The following is a 13,445-nucleotide window of genomic DNA, read 5'->3' on the forward strand; positions in this document are numbered from 1 at the left end:
GTCCGCTCGATCTCTAGCGCCGACGCGCTACCGCGACGCCGAACAGGAAAGCCACGAACAGGCTGGCAAGCGGTGCTTCGCGCGTGATCGCGGCGACGGTCGCGAGGGGCTTGCCCGGCTTTCGAGCTTCGTCGATAGCGGAGGTCACGCGGTCGACAGCTGCATGCAGGCCACCTGCGACTTCACCGATGGTGCGGGATACGTCCGTCGCGGCATCGATGGCGCGCTCGGCCATGCCGGGATGTGAGGTGGACTGCGGGATCTCCGTGCTCAAGTGCGCAACCTCCAGGTGATCATGTGTTGGCGGAGGCCGATACCTTTGGCTATCCGCGCGAGCGCTCGTTCTGAACAGCGGGTCGGACGACCTTTGGCTATCCGCGACAGGCGCCGTGGTCTTTACGGCGGGTACCGGCCTTGGATGAGCAATTCGGCGCGCGGGCTTTTGTTCCGAGAGGATGCGCCCCTGCGCGGACCTTCCCCGTGAAACGACGGATGCGAATCTCTGTTAGGCTGGCTCAAGCTTGCTGATCTCAGGAGACAGCTGTGACCGATCGAACCACGACGGATCGAGCCCGGCGCATCGCCTTGCTCGGCGCTCCCATCGACATGGGGGCTTCGCAGCGCGGTACCCTGATGGGTCCTGCGGCGCTCCGCACCGCCGGCCTTGCGACACTGCTCGAGAGCCTAGATTTCGAGGTCGTCGATTACGGCGATCTCTCCGTGGCCGAGCTCCGGGACCTCGCAGACGTGCCTCCCGACAAAGCCAATCACTACCGCGAAATCCAGCGCTGGACGCGCGTGCTGAGCCATAGAGGCTACGAGATCGCGAAAACCGGCGCGCTGCCGATTTTCCTCGGTGGCGATCACACGCTGTCGATGGGATCGGTGAATGCCATGGCCCGTCACTGGCAGGAGCGCGGACGCGAGCTGTTCGTGCTCTGGCTCGATGCCCATGCCGACTACAACACGCCCGAAACGACGATCACCGCCAACATGCACGGCATGTCGGCGGCATTCCTGTGCGGCGAACCTGGCCTCGACGGATTGCTCGGCGATGATCCGCGCGCCTCGATCGATCCTGACAGGCTCGACCTGTTCGGCGCGCGCTCAATCGACAAGCTCGAAAAGGAGTTGATGCGCACGCGCCGGATCAGGGTTGTCGACATGCGCCAGATCGACGAGTTCGGCGTCGCCGTACTGATTCGCCGCGTCATCGAGCGCGTCAGGGCGAGCAACGGCGTACTGCATGTCAGCTTCGACGTCGATTTTCTCGACCCCTGCGTCGCACCCGGCGTGGGCACGACGGTGCCGGGCGGAGCGACCTATCGTGAGGCGCATCTGATCATGGAGCTTTTGCACGATTCCGGCGTGGTCGGATCAGTCGACATCGTCGAGCTCAATCCTTTTCTTGACGAGCGTGGCCGCACCGCACGCACCGCGGTCGAACTGATCGGCAGCCTGTTCGGCCAGCAGATCGCCGACCGGCCGACCCCGAGCAATGCGATCGCGCCGGGCGAGTGACCGACGAGCCGTTTGTGCATTGCGAAGAGAATTGCCGTCGCGGCCGCCAATTTAGATCAGTCGCGGTCGAAATCGCTCATTTTTGAAACAGCTGCGAATTGCAAATGCTCGTCGCTGAATGTTTCATGCGGGTCGCGCTTCAGCCGAGGACCCGCAAATGAGCAGCACGTTTGATGCCGACGACAAATCGGCCGACACGACCCGCCGTCACTTTCTGCGCGCCAGCGCGGCGGCTGCGGGTGGCACTGTCCTGGGCGCCGGCGCATCGGCTGCCGCCGGGACCGACAACCTTCCACCCAACATTCCCGAATGGATGAAGGCGCCGGGCGAGCCGACGGGGGGCCAGCTCTATGGCGCGCCATCGCCGTTCGAGAAGAGAGTCGTCAAGAACATCTCGACGACTCTCAAGCAGTACATCTCGGCCTCGAGCCGGACGCCGTTGCAGGAGCTCGATGGCATCATCACCCCGAACGGCCTGTTTTACGAGCGTCATCATGGCGGCGTTCCGACCATCGATCCGGTCCAGCACCGGTTGATGCTGCACGGACTGGTCGAGCGCCCGCTGATCTTCACAATGGATGATCTCAGGCGTTTCCCGTCGCAATCGCGCGTCCACTTTCTCGAATGCTCCGGCAACCCCGGCTACAGCAAGCCTTATGGCAAGACAGCGTCCGACCTCGTAGGTCTGGTGAGTTGTGCAGAATGGACCGGGGTCAGCCTCAAGCTGGTGCTGCAGGAGGCCGGGCTGAAGCCAGAAGCCAAATGGGTCGTCGCCGAGGGTGCCGACGCGGCTGCGCTGACGCGCAGCATCCCGATCGAGAAATGCCTCGAGGACGCCATGCTGGTCTACAGCCAGAACGGGGAGCGGCTGCGTCCACAGCAGGGCTATCCGCTGCGGCTATTGCTGCCGGGCTTCGAGGGCAACATGAGTGTGAAGTGGCTGCGGCGCCTGCATGTAACTGCGGAGCCGGTTTATTCGCGCGAGGAGACCTCGAAATACACCGACCTGCTGCCGGATGGCACCGCGCGTGAATTTTCGTTCTACATGGAGGCGAAGTCGATCATCACGCGGCCCTCTGGCGGCCAGCGTCTGGGCGCGCCCGGCTTCCACGAGATCACGGGCATCGCCTGGAGCGGGCATGGCAAGATCGCGCGCGTCGAAGTGTCCGTCGACGAGGGAAAGAGTTGGCAAACCGCGCAATTGCAGGAGCCGGTGCTGACGCGTGCGTTGACACGCTTTCGCTTGCCCTGGCAGTGGGACGGCAAGCCTGCCGTGATCCAGAGCCGCGCCATCGACGAGACCGGCTATGTGCAGCCGACGCTCTCCGAGTTGCTCGCGGTGCGCGGCGAGAACTATTTCTACCACAACAACGCGATCTGGCCTTGGCGCATCGCGGCCGACGGCGAGGTGACCAATGCGCTGGCGTGAGACTTGCGGCATTGCTATCGTCATCGTGCTGTGTGCGTTCGCGAGCGGAGCGCAAGCACAAAGCCTGTACGGCATCGGACGCCCCGCGACGGCTGCGGAGATCGCGGGCTGGAATATCGACGTCGGAGGCGACGGCAGCAATCTGCCGAAGGGAAGTGGCTCGGTCAGCCATGGGCGCGAGGTGTTCGTCCAGCAATGCGCATCATGCCATGGCGACAAGGGCGAGGGCGGGCTCGGTGACCGGCTCGTCGGTGGGCAGGGCACGATCGCAACGCCAAAGCCGATCCGCACGGTCGGCAGCTATTGGCCGTATGCGCCGACGCTGTTCGACTACATCCGCCGCGCGATGCCGCAGAACGCGCCGCAATCGTTGAGCGATGAGGAGGTTTATGCGGTGTCCGCGTACATCCTGAACCTGAATGGACTGGTAGGAGGGGATGCGACGCTCGATGCCAAATCGCTTGCAGCGGTCAAAATGCCGAACCGCCACCGGTTCGTGGGCGATGCGCGGCCGGATGTGAAACACTGACCCCTTGTACCGTCAGGTTCCACGCATTGGCTGGGAACTTCCCCTGGGCCAGGAGCGGAACTCGCGGGACCGAATTGAATTAACCTGCGATAGGAAAAACGTATGGGTCCTTCGATGGCAATGGATCGCTTCGCAAATTCCATGTCTTCGGCGCTTCGCCATCCCGGCGTGATCGCGTTGATTGTGGCCGCGGTGACGATCGCCGCGATGCTCGTCGTCGATCATGGGCCATGGAATCGCGCCAAGACGCAGCCTGCTCACGTTGCGATGTATGCAACCACGGGAGAAGCTGCGCGCGCCGTAGGTGCCAAGATTCTCCCGACCGAACCGAAATCACCGATCGAGCCGGCGCGGCCGGGGCCAAAGACGTCCCCGACCGTCAATCCGGTAACGCCGTGAGACGCTTTAATTCTTGCGACCGTAGTTGAGGAGCCCGCCGGTGGTCTTCGGCGGATGCGCGCGAAGGGCTTCTTCGTTTGGCTCGGTGCCCCAGCCGGGCCGGTCCGGAATGAGCAGATGGCCGTTCTGAATTTCGGGCTCATGCGTGAACAGCGCGCCGTCCCACGCCAGGCGATCGATGTCGATCTCCATGATGCGCAGGTTCGGCACAGCGGCGCAAAAATGCGCGTTCATCATCGAGCAGAGATGACCGTAGAAATTATGCGGCGCAACGTTGACTTCGAACGCTTCCGCAGCGGCTGCGATCTTCATCGACTGCCAAACGCCGTTCCAGGGCGTGTCGATGATCGCGACGTCCATAGCCTGCTCGCGAAAATAGGGCAGGAATTCCCGCAAGCCCAATAGCGTCTCGCAGGACGAGATCGGGTGCGGGCTTTGCCTGCGGATGTAACCGAGCGCTTCCGGATTGAAACTGTCGATCTCGATCCAGAACATGTCGAGGTCCGCGATGGTGCGCAGGATCTCCAAATAGCCCTCGGTCTTGGCGTTGAAGTTGCAGTCAAGCAGGATGTCGACGTCGGGGCCTGCACCGTCCCGGATCGCTTCCAGATGCATGCGCAAGTCGCGCAGGATTTTGCGATCGACGTTGATCTCGGGGGCGAAGGGCGAGCCGAAGCCCGGCCGCCAGCCGGTCGGCTTGCCGTCATCGTAGGAGAAGATGTTGGTCTTGAGCGCGGTGAACTTCTTCTCGCGCACCTCGCGTCCCATCGCCTTGACATCGTCGAGGTTCTCGATCGGCGGCTTGTACCAGGACGGATGATTGATCCGCCACGTTGCGCAATGCGACCAATAGACCCTGACACGGTCGCGGATCTTGCCACCGAGCAGTTCATAGCAGGGCACACCGAGACACTTCGCCTTGGCATCGAGCAGCGCATTCTCGATCGCGCCGAGCGCCTGCGCCACCACGCCGCCGGCGGCGGGACGTGTGGCCGCGAACAGTTCGGCGTAGATGCGCTCGTGCCGGAAAACGTTCTGCCCGACGACGCGGGCAGACAGGCGCTGGATCGCAGCGCCGACGCCGGGCGAGCCGAAGCCTTCGTCGAACTCGCTCCAGCCGACGATGCCGTCTTCGGTCGTCAGCTTGACGAAGTGGTAGTTTCTCCAACCGGCATCGCAGGCGAGAATTTCGAGACTTGTTGCTTTTGATGATTTGCTCATGTCGCTCCCTGTTGCCCGGCTGGGCTTTTTCTTGGCCGGCCCGCAAGCCCGGCTCCAGCCACAATTGTTAGGCTAACGACCCTGCGCAGTGAAGTCCGGCGAGGTGCGCAGGCAAGCCCGTTCCGGCCGTTCTAGCGGAAAACTCCGTGGAATCTGGTGGGGACAGCCATGATCTTTCCCGGCATCGTCGTGAAAAGGGACCATGCTGTGACGTTTTTGGCCGCAATCGGGATCGACCCTCCGGCCATGAAATTTCTGGCTGTGATTTCGATCCTGGCGCTGCTCACGATGGGTGGCGCCGCCATTTCCGATCAGTTTCTGACGGCCGATCAGCACGCCGCGCACGGGGTGGAATAGCGCGGCGGGCGGAGACGTTTTTGTCTTGGGGGAGACAGCGATGCTTTCGATCGACCAGTTCTTGCGCTTCATCAGCGTGCCGGCCGTGTTCGCGGCCCTCATCATCGCCTCGCAGATCTCGGCGGCCCTGTCGCAAAGTTAGTCAGCCGATCGCGGACGAGCCGAGCAGAGCGAGCACGGCCAGCGCCATCAGCGCGGTGCCGAGCCAGCCCAGCGCGATGAGCCATGAGCGGCCCTTGAAGCGGCCCATGATCGCCTTGCTCGAGACGATCAGCATCATCATGGCCATGATCGGAACGGCGACGATGCCGTTGAGCACCGCGCTCCAGACCAGCATGTGGATCGAGTCGATGCCGGTGAACCCGAGACCGAAACCGATCGCGGTCGCCGCGGCGATGATGGTGTAGAAGCCGACCGCCTCGTCGGGCTTCGCTTCCAGCGTCGCGCGCCAGCCGAAGATCTCCGCCACGCCGTAGGCGGCCGAGCCCGCCAGCACCGGGATGGCGAGCAGGCCGGTGCCGATGATGCCGGTGGCGAACAGGGCGAAGGTGAAGTCGCCGGCGAGCGGCCGCAGCGCTTCGGCTGCCTCGGTCGCCGAGTTGATGTTGGTGACGCCATTCGCGTGCAGCACCGACGCGGTGGTGAGGATGATGAAGAAGGCGATGCCGTTGGAGAGCAGCATGCCGGAGAGGGTGTCGGCCCGGATGCGCGCCAGCTCCGGACTGCCGCCGCGCTTCAGTTCGCGCAGCGGCTTGTCGCGCTTGCCCTGGTTCATCTCCTCGACCTCCTGCGAGGCCTGCCAGAAGAACAGATACGGGCTGATCGTGGTGCCGAGCACGGCGACCACCATCATGAAATAGTCGGCGCTGACATTCGTCTGCGGCCACACCGCCGCGAGCAGCGCCGTGCTCCACGGGATCTTGACGGTGAAGGCGGTCGCGACATAGGCGAACAGCGCCAAGGTGAGAAATTTCAGCACCGGCGAATAGCGCCGATAGGGCAGGAACACCTGCAGCAGCGTCGAGCCCGCCGCGAAGATCAGCGCGTGCTCGTGGTTGAGGCCGCCGATCACCAGCGAGAGCGCCTCCGCCATCGCGGCGATGTCGGCGGCGATGTTGAAGGTGTTGGCGGCGACGAGCATGCCGACGAGCGACAGCACCGCCCAGCGCGGCGCGATCTGCATGACGTTGGCGGCCAGCCCCTTGCCGGTGACGCGGCCGATCCGGGCGCTGACGAGCTGGATCGCGATCATGAACGGCGTGGTCAGAAACACCGTCCAGAGCAGTCCATAACCGAATTGCGCGCCGGCCTGCGAATAGGTGGCGATGCCGGACGGATCGTCGTCGGCCGCCCCGGTGACGAGACCCGGCCCCAGCCTCTGCAACAGTGTCGGCGCGGATTTCGTGGGGGTGAGGGCACTGTCGGTCATGGCGGGAGGGACCTCGGTCGGGGCGCGTCCTTCACAAATGCTAAGGAGGGAACAAGGTTCCCGGACCACGCGTAACGCGCTCCTCGCTCGTTTCTGATAAAGCGAATCTTCGTTTGACCCGTCGGGCAAAACACCTGTATAAGTACATCATCGAAGAATACGCTGTCCGCTTTTGCGCGCATCCCGAGTGCAACCGGGCGGCCGTCGCGCAGTTCGCAACCCGCGCACGGACACCGGCGAGACGCTTGTCTCCTGAGCGAGTGCCGTCGGAACTATTTGATGCTGACGAACATGCCCCAGGCGCCGGCCAGCGCGGCGCCGGCAAAGACGATCAGCGGGTTATCGCAGAACGCACTTCCATAGGTGCACATGGTGACGCCGAACGAGCCGATCTCGTGATGGCTCGCGGAGTAGAACAGTCCCGACAGCACCAGCAACGCGGCGGCGACGACATACATCGACGGTCTCTCCGAGCTATCCCCGTTGCCTCCGTCGCAAGGGATGTTCCAGCATGGCGCAAACCCATTGCATCCTGCCGAATCCGCCCTGCTGCATTTGAACTAAAGTCGATCTTTCCCGCGAGATGCTGTCGTTGTCAGCTGCAGTTCGTGCGCAATCTCGACGTGTGATCGGAACCGGACCATCTGCGCGGAACTCCTGGACGTGCTCTTCATTAAGGAACAAGAACAGTTGGACCAACTGAGGGGAGTGGCCCATGGGAGCCGAGCGGATGCACCCTCCGCGGTACTGGCGGATGCGGGCGGAAGAATTCCGCACCAAGGCGGACAATTGCGAATATCCCGAGACGCGGGACGTGCTGCGCAAGGTGGCGCAAAATTACGACGAACTGGCCCGCCGCGCCGCGCGCATCTGCACACTCGAGAGCCTGGACGAATTGCGGGGGGGGGGGGACCCGCCAACAGCAAGCCGGTTTGATCGTTCAGGACAAACCCGCTTGATCGTTCAGGATGAAGCCGATAATCGGCGCGCGCGATCATGGGGCGTCTAGGCCCTCTCTTCCATTCGAAGCGCCACCCGGGTGATTGGAACGAATGTGCACTTTGGCACTTAGGAACTCAGTCCTCCAACGAGGAATGAGATGAGCAGCGAACAGCAAGCAGGCCCGGCAACGAGGCCGGATCATTACAAGCCAAGGCCGGCTTGCCCGAAATGCGAGAGGGACACGCGCTGCCTGACGTCGATCTTCGATGTGAGGCGCGATTGCTCGATCCTGATCTATCGGTGCGATTCGTGCCGCGAGGAAGTCTGGATCTGAGCGAGCACTGTCGCAGGCCCCGGTCCATCCGCGGGAGGCCCGCTGCAGATCGCGCTGCAGATCGCGCCGCAGATCTCATGGCAATGTCGGATAGGAACTTCGCCTGCTTCGCGCGCTTGTCGCCTGCATCGACCACGCAGGCGAGACCGCTTCCGACCATGCAATCACGCTACCCGTTGTTGAAGAAGTGGACAGCGGAAGAGCACGAGCGGCTGAAGGCGCTGGCCGAAGCCGGCTGGCGGCCGGACGAGATCGCCGGCGAGCTTGGTCGCAGCGAAGCGGCGGTGAGGGTGCGCGCCTGGCAGCACGGCATCGCGCTGCGCCTCGTCACGCAGAAGCGCAGATCCTGAAAAAGCAACTTGCGGCTTTCGTCAGCCGGCGACGGCGACATCCATCTGCTGAAATCCGCGGACCTGCGGCAGCGACATGAACCCCGGTTTTGCGAAATAGTAACCCTGGAACAGCGCGATGCCGGCGGCCCGCAAGGAAGTGAGCTCGGCCTCGCTCTCGACGCCTTCGGCCAGCACGGTGATGTCGAGCTCGCGCGCGATCGCGGCCACCGCGGAAACGATCACCTGCTTGGGGTGGCTAAGCTGGATGTCTCTCACCAGCTCCATGTCGATCTTGATCAGGTTCGGCTGCAACCGGGCCAGCAGGCTGAGGCCGGCATAGCCCGCGCCGAAATCGTCCAGTGCGGTCCAGAACCCGAATGCCTTGTAGGTGCGGACGATGTTTTCGATATGCGCGGGATCGGCGATCCGCTCGTTCTCGGTGAACTCGAACATCAAATTCGATGTCGGAAAGCTCGCGCGGCGCGCGGCCTCCAGCGATTTCTGGATGCAAGCGCGCGGCTCGTACACCGCATTCGGCAGGAAGTTGATCGAGAGCCGCGCCTCGGGGTCGTCGAACAGCGCGCCTGCGGTTTCGATCGCCAGCACGCGTGCGGCCTGGTCGAAGCGGTAGAGCTGATTGGGGGTGAGCTGGCTGAGGACGCTGTGCGCGCTTTCGCCGTTCGGACCGCGCACCAGGGCCTCATAGCCCCAGATGCGGTGTTCGACGACGTTGACGATCGGCTGAAACGCCATCTTGAACTGGAACGGGAGCTCGGTCCCGTCGGCACATCCCGCACACTTCACAGCCATCACGCGAACCCCACGCCCTCTCAAACGCCGCGGGAAAAATTAGGTCGCAGGCGTTAAAGAACAGCGAAAAGCAATAGAAACCTATTCCGCTGTGCCGCGTTTGCGCGCATGGCAAACCGAGATACCAGGCTGCGGCCGATGTGTGCCGCGTGCAACAAGCCCATGACATTCATCGATGCGGTCAGCTCACCCGAGGGGGCGATTGCCATCTTTCGGTGCTCCGGCTGCAACAAGCTGTCCTGGGAGAAACCCAGCCGAGACCAGAACCAGGCGCGCTCGGGTTGAATTTGCGCGGGCGGAGAAACGGCCCCAGCCCGGGGGGCGAGCTGAGGCCGTTGGGAGGTGTCGGTCGTGCATCCGGACCGACGCTCGAATAACTTCTTCATCCCAAAAGCAGTTCCTAATTTGCTGGCCCGCCATGGCGCGCCCCGACGAAACACGCCTGAAACAGTGCTGAAACCAGATTGTCTCGAACGCCCCGCCGGCTGTGCCAGACCAACCTAGCGAAAAGGAGATCATCATGATCCAGGTTGGTTCGAAGGAAGAAGTTGCGTTTTTGCTGGCGCTGTTCGGCACCCACACCCAGCCGGTCAAGCGGCCGGCGAAATCGCGGCAGGCGTGAGGCGCTGATCCCATGCCAGGTTTGGCCGAATGCCAGAGCCTCTTGCGGCTTCTGATCGCAAGGGGTGACCCGAAGGCCATCCCGCTCGCAAAGGGCGCCATCGATCAATATCTGAACACGGCCCCGGCCTGCATGCGCGGCCGCGGCCTGCGCGTGCTCCAGCGCGATGCGCTCGACCAGCATGGGACCGCGGTCGGTGTCCAGCGCTCGTTCGCCGAAACGGTGGATGCCTATATCGTCGGGAAGCTTGCGGAGGAGTGAGGGTGCGCCGAATGTCGGTGCGCCCTTGTCGCTTTCACCCCCGAAACACGAACGCGGCAGGCGATGCTGCCGCGTTCGATTTGTCATCGTATCCAGCGCGCGGGCTTCCGCGCGATTACTGGGTCGGCGGCAGCACGGCCTGCGTGGTCTGCTGCGGCAGGTTGGTGTAGGTCGCACTTTCCTTGGTGCAGATATCCCTGAACACCACGACACCGGCCTGAGGATATTCCTTCACGAGGCAGTTGCAGTTGTTGTTGACCACCGGGGCGGGCGCAGCCGCCGCGACCGGTGCCGCAACCACGGCGGGGCGCTGCACGACGACCGTCTTTTCCACCACCTGCGGCGTCGGAACGTACACCGGCCTGTTCACGACAACCGGATACTGCACCGGCCGGACCACGACCTGCGGCGGGATATAGACCGGCGGCGCGGGCCGCGGATAGACATTGACCTGGGGCATCGGCCGGGGGCCGGGATAGACGACCGGGCGCTGGCCGCCGTTGCCGCCATAGCCGTTGAAATGGGGACCGAATTGAGGGTGGGCCTGCGGCGTGTTGCCATACTGTCCATTCTGGCCCCAGCCGGCCTGCGCCGAGCTGCTCGCAACGCCTGCCGCAACACTGGCCAACACGATCGCTGCCGCCATCTTCGTGATCATCAAGGTCTTCGTCATGGTCCACCTGTCTGGTTGTTTGTTTTGTTCCAAGCCGTCGTCGTGGGATGAGTGATAGGCCGACCTGGCGCGCGCTTCCGTGATGCCGCGCACACAGCGGGCGAAATCCTCCTTCGATGGAATGAGACATGACGGGCGAGACGCGGCGGCCGGCGCTTGTTCGCCGATGGGATTCGAGGCTGGCACCGGGCGCACACAGGCCTAGGGCAGGCGCAGCACCGCCAAAACGGAAAAGTAGAGTTCCCGGAACCTATTGATTCCAACAGTTTTTTTCGAGCCGCTCGAAACCCTTTGGCCGTTTCGGACCTATACCGGCAAAGGATACTGCGAATGCCCCGATATTATTTCGACCTGCGCGACGACACCGGTGTAGCGCTCGACGAGGAAGGGCTGGAGCTGGCCAGCTCGCGCGCCGTTCAGGCGGAGGCCGCCAAGTCGGTCGCGGACATGGCGCGCGATGCCATCCTCTCCGCGCCTGCTGCGGGCGGCAGGCAGACCATGGCGATCGACGTTCGCGATGCCCAAGGTCCCGTGATGCAGGTCAAGTTCTCGTTCGCGTTCGAGACCTTCAGGACGCCCGCGACATCACGCGATCATTGACGCGTGAGGAATTCCGGCGCGGATGACTCGGGCTCGAGCACGGCGATCTTGCGGCCGAGCTGCCAAACCTCGACCTTGCCGTGCCGCGTGAACTGCTGCGCGAAGGTGAGGGCGTTCGCGTCCGACGCGGCCTCGAACGCTTCGGCGGAGCGGAACACGCCGTTGTCGCCGACGAGGTAGGCGCGATATTGCTGCATCATGACGGTGCCCTCAGCCCTGGCGATTGCAGCCAGGCGTCGATGTGCATGGCGGTCTCGTCCTGCCGCGCCTTGCGCAGCAGCATCTCGCGGCGGCGCCCCGGCGCGAGCGTGCGCGCTTCCTCGCGAAGCCGTGCGGCCTCCTCGGCGAGCCGTTCGGTGAGTGTCGTGGTCTGCTTGAAACGTCGGCGCTTCTGCATGGCATGTCCATCGTGCGAGCAGGCGGGAGCGCAACCCCGGCGTTGTCGTTGCCGATCGATGCCGAGTGAGGCGCGGTGATGGATCAAGCCTAGGCCGCCGGTTTCGAACCGTCTTTGTCATTTGCTAGTTTGTTGAGAAGAATCTTTCGGGCGTGCCGGTGGCCGGTTTTGCGGAATTTACTCATTTTGCGGTGCGGGGGATTTCAATGTTCACTTGGATGGCAACGCCGGTACGGTTGTTCCGATCTGACATGACCTCTTCGAGGGCAGAGGGTTCGGGGATGGCTTTGCCATCCTCTGTCATACCCTCGATGTGGAGAGCCAGGGCCTCATCCGCCATACTACGAGCGTCATCCAGGGTGGTGCCGGCAGTAACGACGCCGGGGAAATCCGGAAATGAAACGCCGAAATGGCTATCGGCATCCTTATGGATAAGACCAATATAGTTACGCATGGCTCTTACCTCAACTGTCAGGCGGACGGCTTCTCAATGCTCTTCAGGGTCCCAACAGGAATATCCCGTTCAGGATGACGATGCTACATCTTCCTTTCCGCGCGTCGGGCTCACCGCATTTCTGCGGGGCGGTCGATGAGTAACTCGATTCTCTCTCTGGTCTTATTGGATAATCCTGTGACGCCGGACATGTCGGCGGTTGCCAAGGCCCTTCGCGCGCGACATCCGGAGCTGGCAACTCACGTTGCGGAGAACGGAGACGCGCAACCGCCTCAGGCAAACTCGCCGCTCATTCGCTGTGGCAACGAGTTTGTTGCCGTCATGTCGATGCCGGCGCCCATTCCTGACGATCCCGGCTTGTGGTCGCGCGCCTCCACGACATGGCCGCAGGCTAAGACGGTCGCGGCGCGGCACCGTGGGCATCTGATCGTCTCGGTGCTTGGTCAAAACCAGCGGCCGCTGCCCGCCGCTCGTCTGACGACCGCTGTCATCGGCGCATTGATCGCGACGGTGCCGGAATGTTGCGCTGTTGTATGGAATGGCAAGGTCGCACGTTCCGCCGATCTATGGTTGGACATGTCCAGCCAATCGTTTGCGCCGTATCCGGACTATCCTTCCTCGCTGTGGGTGGACATATTACCGTTCCGATCAAAGACAGGCATCGGAGCAGTAACGATGGGGCTGTCAGCATTTGCTGAGCGTGAAATCGAGTTCGAGACCCAAAAGCTGACACTCCCAACGCTGATCAACAAGGTGGACGGTCTTGCCGTCTATCTGGTTGAGCACGGGCTTGTGGTCAAAGACGGCGATACATTTGGTCGCGATTCGCGCGAGCGCTTCTCGGCTCGTTACAAGGACTCCGATCGAATTGAAGGCTTGCCCGTTCTTTTCTGTACCGATGGTTCGGCATAATCAGCGTTGGCCCGGCTCGCCCGAACATAGGACTGTAGCAGCGGTGAATACATCTTCCTTCTCGATGCCGCGCGCAACAATCTTCAAGCTTTCGTCCGGCAGCGGCCGTTGCAGTGCCTTGGCTTCATCCCACGGCGCCCTCAGCCAAACCTCTCGCTCTGCCGCTGTGGTCAGGATCACCGGCATTGCCTTTGGATGTATCGGCTCCACGACAGCATTCGGA

At 62.9% G+C, this 13,445-nt stretch carries 18 protein-coding genes and 2 pseudogenes; 10 read left to right on the forward strand and 10 right to left on the reverse strand.

All coding sequences use genetic code 11. From position 1 onward, the window contains the following. Nucleotides 1–13: 13 nt before the first annotated feature. On the reverse strand, nt 14–274 hold the full coding sequence (locus GWG67_RS13235; RefSeq protein ID WP_275169768.1) for a hypothetical protein: 261 nt from the start codon (nt 272–274) through the stop codon (nt 14–16). A 269-nt stretch (nt 275–543) separates the two neighbouring features. On the opposite strand from GWG67_RS13235, the gene rocF reads away from it, so the two are divergent. The 4 genes from rocF (at nt 544) to GWG67_RS13255 (ending at nt 3,878) form a co-directional block, all read left to right on the forward strand. Further along, on the forward strand, nt 544–1,521 hold the full coding sequence (gene rocF / locus GWG67_RS13240; RefSeq protein ID WP_275169769.1) for an arginase: 978 nt from the start codon (nt 544–546) through the stop codon (nt 1,519–1,521). A 157-nt stretch (nt 1,522–1,678) separates the two neighbouring features. After that, complete coding sequence (gene soxC / locus GWG67_RS13245; protein ID WP_275169770.1) at nt 1,679–2,950, forward strand: sulfite dehydrogenase; 1,272 nt, start codon at nt 1,679–1,681, stop codon at nt 2,948–2,950. Further along, the gene (locus GWG67_RS13250; protein ID WP_275169771.1) at nt 2,937–3,479 is read left to right on the forward strand and encodes a c-type cytochrome; all 543 of its coding nucleotides are present in this window, start codon (nt 2,937–2,939) and stop codon (nt 3,477–3,479) included. The genes soxC and GWG67_RS13250 overlap by 14 nt, the downstream gene beginning before the upstream one ends. Before the next feature lie 102 nt (nt 3,480–3,581). Further along, nucleotides 3,582–3,878 (forward strand): hypothetical protein, encoded by a 297-nt coding sequence (locus GWG67_RS13255; RefSeq protein WP_275169772.1) that lies wholly within the window; start codon nt 3,582–3,584, stop codon nt 3,876–3,878. 6 nt (nt 3,879–3,884) lie between these two features. Here GWG67_RS13255 and GWG67_RS13260 read toward each other — a convergent pair whose 3' ends face one another. Further along, entirely contained in the window at nt 3,885–5,099 is a 1,215-nt protein-coding gene (locus GWG67_RS13260) for a mandelate racemase/muconate lactonizing enzyme family protein (RefSeq protein WP_275169773.1), read from the reverse strand. A gap of 168 nt (nt 5,100–5,267) precedes the next feature. Here GWG67_RS13260 and GWG67_RS13265 point away from each other — a divergent pair, with 168 nt between their 5' ends. Continuing rightward, nucleotides 5,268–5,456, forward strand: a complete 189-nt coding sequence (locus GWG67_RS13265; protein ID WP_275169774.1) for a hypothetical protein — start codon at nt 5,268–5,270, stop codon at nt 5,454–5,456. A 142-nt stretch (nt 5,457–5,598) separates the two neighbouring features. Here the strand turns inward: GWG67_RS13265 and GWG67_RS13270 are convergent, their stop codons facing one another. Both GWG67_RS13270 and GWG67_RS13275 read right to left on the reverse strand, forming a co-directional pair. Next, nucleotides 5,599–6,885 carry an NRAMP family divalent metal transporter gene (locus GWG67_RS13270; protein ID WP_275169775.1) on the reverse strand — a complete coding sequence of 429 codons (1,287 nt, stop codon included), beginning with the start codon at nt 6,883–6,885 and terminating at the stop codon, nt 5,599–5,601. A gap of 272 nt (nt 6,886–7,157) precedes the next feature. Next, the gene (locus GWG67_RS13275) at nt 7,158–7,343 is read right to left on the reverse strand and encodes a hypothetical protein (RefSeq protein ID WP_275169777.1); all 186 of its coding nucleotides are present in this window, start codon (nt 7,341–7,343) and stop codon (nt 7,158–7,160) included. Between the two features lie 257 nt (nt 7,344–7,600). On the opposite strand from GWG67_RS13275, the gene GWG67_RS13280 reads away from it, so the two are divergent. Next, on the forward strand, nt 7,601–7,894 hold the full coding sequence (locus GWG67_RS13280) for a hypothetical protein (RefSeq protein WP_275169779.1): 294 nt from the start codon (nt 7,601–7,603) through the stop codon (nt 7,892–7,894). Between the two features lie 425 nt (nt 7,895–8,319). Further along, complete coding sequence (locus GWG67_RS13285) at nt 8,320–8,511, forward strand: hypothetical protein (protein WP_275169780.1); 192 nt, start codon at nt 8,320–8,322, stop codon at nt 8,509–8,511. A 21-nt stretch (nt 8,512–8,532) separates the two neighbouring features. Here the strand turns inward: GWG67_RS13285 and GWG67_RS13290 are convergent, their stop codons facing one another. Then, nucleotides 8,533–9,303 carry an EAL domain-containing protein gene (locus GWG67_RS13290; RefSeq protein ID WP_275169781.1) on the reverse strand — a complete coding sequence of 257 codons (771 nt, stop codon included), beginning with the start codon at nt 9,301–9,303 and terminating at the stop codon, nt 8,533–8,535. 634 nt (nt 9,304–9,937) lie between these two features. On the opposite strand from GWG67_RS13290, the gene GWG67_RS13295 reads away from it, so the two are divergent. Then, the gene (locus GWG67_RS13295) at nt 9,938–10,186 is read left to right on the forward strand and encodes a hypothetical protein (protein WP_007612758.1); all 249 of its coding nucleotides are present in this window, start codon (nt 9,938–9,940) and stop codon (nt 10,184–10,186) included. A 115-nt stretch (nt 10,187–10,301) separates the two neighbouring features. On the opposite strand, the gene GWG67_RS13300 is transcribed toward GWG67_RS13295, so the two are convergent. Beyond that, nucleotides 10,302–10,859 (reverse strand): hypothetical protein, encoded by a 558-nt coding sequence (locus GWG67_RS13300; protein ID WP_275169782.1) that lies wholly within the window; start codon nt 10,857–10,859, stop codon nt 10,302–10,304. 330 nt (nt 10,860–11,189) lie between these two features. Here GWG67_RS13300 and GWG67_RS13305 point away from each other — a divergent pair, with 330 nt between their 5' ends. Further along, nucleotides 11,190–11,459: a hypothetical protein gene (locus tag GWG67_RS13305; RefSeq protein WP_275169783.1), complete on the forward strand. Its 270-nt coding sequence runs from the start codon at nt 11,190–11,192 to the stop codon at nt 11,457–11,459. On the opposite strand, the gene GWG67_RS13310 is transcribed toward GWG67_RS13305, so the two are convergent. The 3 genes and pseudogenes from GWG67_RS13310 to GWG67_RS13320 form a co-directional block, all read right to left on the reverse strand. Beyond that, entirely contained in the window at nt 11,453–11,659 is a 207-nt protein-coding gene (locus GWG67_RS13310) for a hypothetical protein (protein WP_275169784.1), read from the reverse strand. The two genes, GWG67_RS13305 and GWG67_RS13310, sit on opposite strands and share 7 nt — an antisense overlap. After that, nucleotides 11,656–11,856, reverse strand: a complete 201-nt coding sequence (locus tag GWG67_RS13315) for a hypothetical protein (protein WP_275169785.1) — start codon at nt 11,854–11,856, stop codon at nt 11,656–11,658. The genes GWG67_RS13310 and GWG67_RS13315 overlap by 4 nt, the downstream gene beginning before the upstream one ends. Nucleotides 11,857–12,040: 184 nt before the next feature. Continuing rightward, nucleotides 12,041–12,310: pseudogene (locus GWG67_RS13320) on the reverse strand (type II toxin-antitoxin system HicB family antitoxin); the annotation flags it as partial. A gap of 135 nt (nt 12,311–12,445) precedes the next feature. On the opposite strand from GWG67_RS13320, the gene GWG67_RS13325 reads away from it, so the two are divergent. Further along, complete coding sequence (locus tag GWG67_RS13325; RefSeq protein WP_275169786.1) at nt 12,446–13,222, forward strand: DUF4261 domain-containing protein; 777 nt, start codon at nt 12,446–12,448, stop codon at nt 13,220–13,222. On the opposite strand, the pseudogene GWG67_RS13330 reads toward GWG67_RS13325, so the two are convergent. Beyond that, nucleotides 13,223–13,444: pseudogene (locus tag GWG67_RS13330) on the reverse strand (hypothetical protein); the annotation flags it as partial. Between the last annotated feature and the right edge of the window lies 1 nt (nt 13,445).

The organism is Bradyrhizobium sp. CSS354 (genome assembly GCF_029051725.1).
Taxonomy (GTDB): Bacteria; Pseudomonadota; Alphaproteobacteria; order Rhizobiales; family Xanthobacteraceae; genus Bradyrhizobium.

Excerpts from the sequence above, each read along its gene's own strand:
- GWG67_RS13300 (WP_275169782.1), bottom strand. The coding sequence starts at position 10,859 with ATGACGAAGACCTTGATGATCACGAAGATGGCGGCAGCGATCGTGTTG.
- GWG67_RS13310 (WP_275169784.1), bottom strand. The coding sequence starts at position 11,659 with ATGATGCAGCAATATCGCGCCTACCTCGTCGGCGACAACGGCGTGTTC.
- GWG67_RS13325 (WP_275169786.1), top strand. The coding sequence starts at position 12,446 with ATGAGTAACTCGATTCTCTCTCTGGTCTTATTGGATAATCCTGTGACG.
- GWG67_RS13255 (WP_275169772.1), top strand. The coding sequence starts at position 3,582 with ATGGGTCCTTCGATGGCAATGGATCGCTTCGCAAATTCCATGTCTTCG.
- GWG67_RS13315 (WP_275169785.1), bottom strand. The coding sequence starts at position 11,856 with ATGCAGAAGCGCCGACGTTTCAAGCAGACCACGACACTCACCGAACGG.
- soxC (WP_275169770.1), top strand. The coding sequence starts at position 1,679 with ATGAGCAGCACGTTTGATGCCGACGACAAATCGGCCGACACGACCCGC.
- GWG67_RS13295 (WP_007612758.1), top strand. The coding sequence starts at position 9,938 with ATGCCAGGTTTGGCCGAATGCCAGAGCCTCTTGCGGCTTCTGATCGCA.
- GWG67_RS13270 (WP_275169775.1), bottom strand. The coding sequence starts at position 6,885 with ATGACCGACAGTGCCCTCACCCCCACGAAATCCGCGCCGACACTGTTG.
- GWG67_RS13285 (WP_275169780.1), top strand. The coding sequence starts at position 8,320 with ATGCAATCACGCTACCCGTTGTTGAAGAAGTGGACAGCGGAAGAGCAC.
- GWG67_RS13260 (WP_275169773.1), bottom strand. The coding sequence starts at position 5,099 with ATGAGCAAATCATCAAAAGCAACAAGTCTCGAAATTCTCGCCTGCGAT.
- GWG67_RS13275 (WP_275169777.1), bottom strand. The coding sequence starts at position 7,343 with ATGTATGTCGTCGCCGCCGCGTTGCTGGTGCTGTCGGGACTGTTCTAC.
- GWG67_RS13305 (WP_275169783.1), top strand. The coding sequence starts at position 11,190 with ATGCCCCGATATTATTTCGACCTGCGCGACGACACCGGTGTAGCGCTC.
- GWG67_RS13280 (WP_275169779.1), top strand. The coding sequence starts at position 7,601 with ATGGGAGCCGAGCGGATGCACCCTCCGCGGTACTGGCGGATGCGGGCG.
- GWG67_RS13290 (WP_275169781.1), bottom strand. The coding sequence starts at position 9,303 with ATGGCTGTGAAGTGTGCGGGATGTGCCGACGGGACCGAGCTCCCGTTC.
- GWG67_RS13265 (WP_275169774.1), top strand. The coding sequence starts at position 5,268 with ATGATCTTTCCCGGCATCGTCGTGAAAAGGGACCATGCTGTGACGTTT.
- GWG67_RS13250 (WP_275169771.1), top strand. The coding sequence starts at position 2,937 with ATGCGCTGGCGTGAGACTTGCGGCATTGCTATCGTCATCGTGCTGTGT.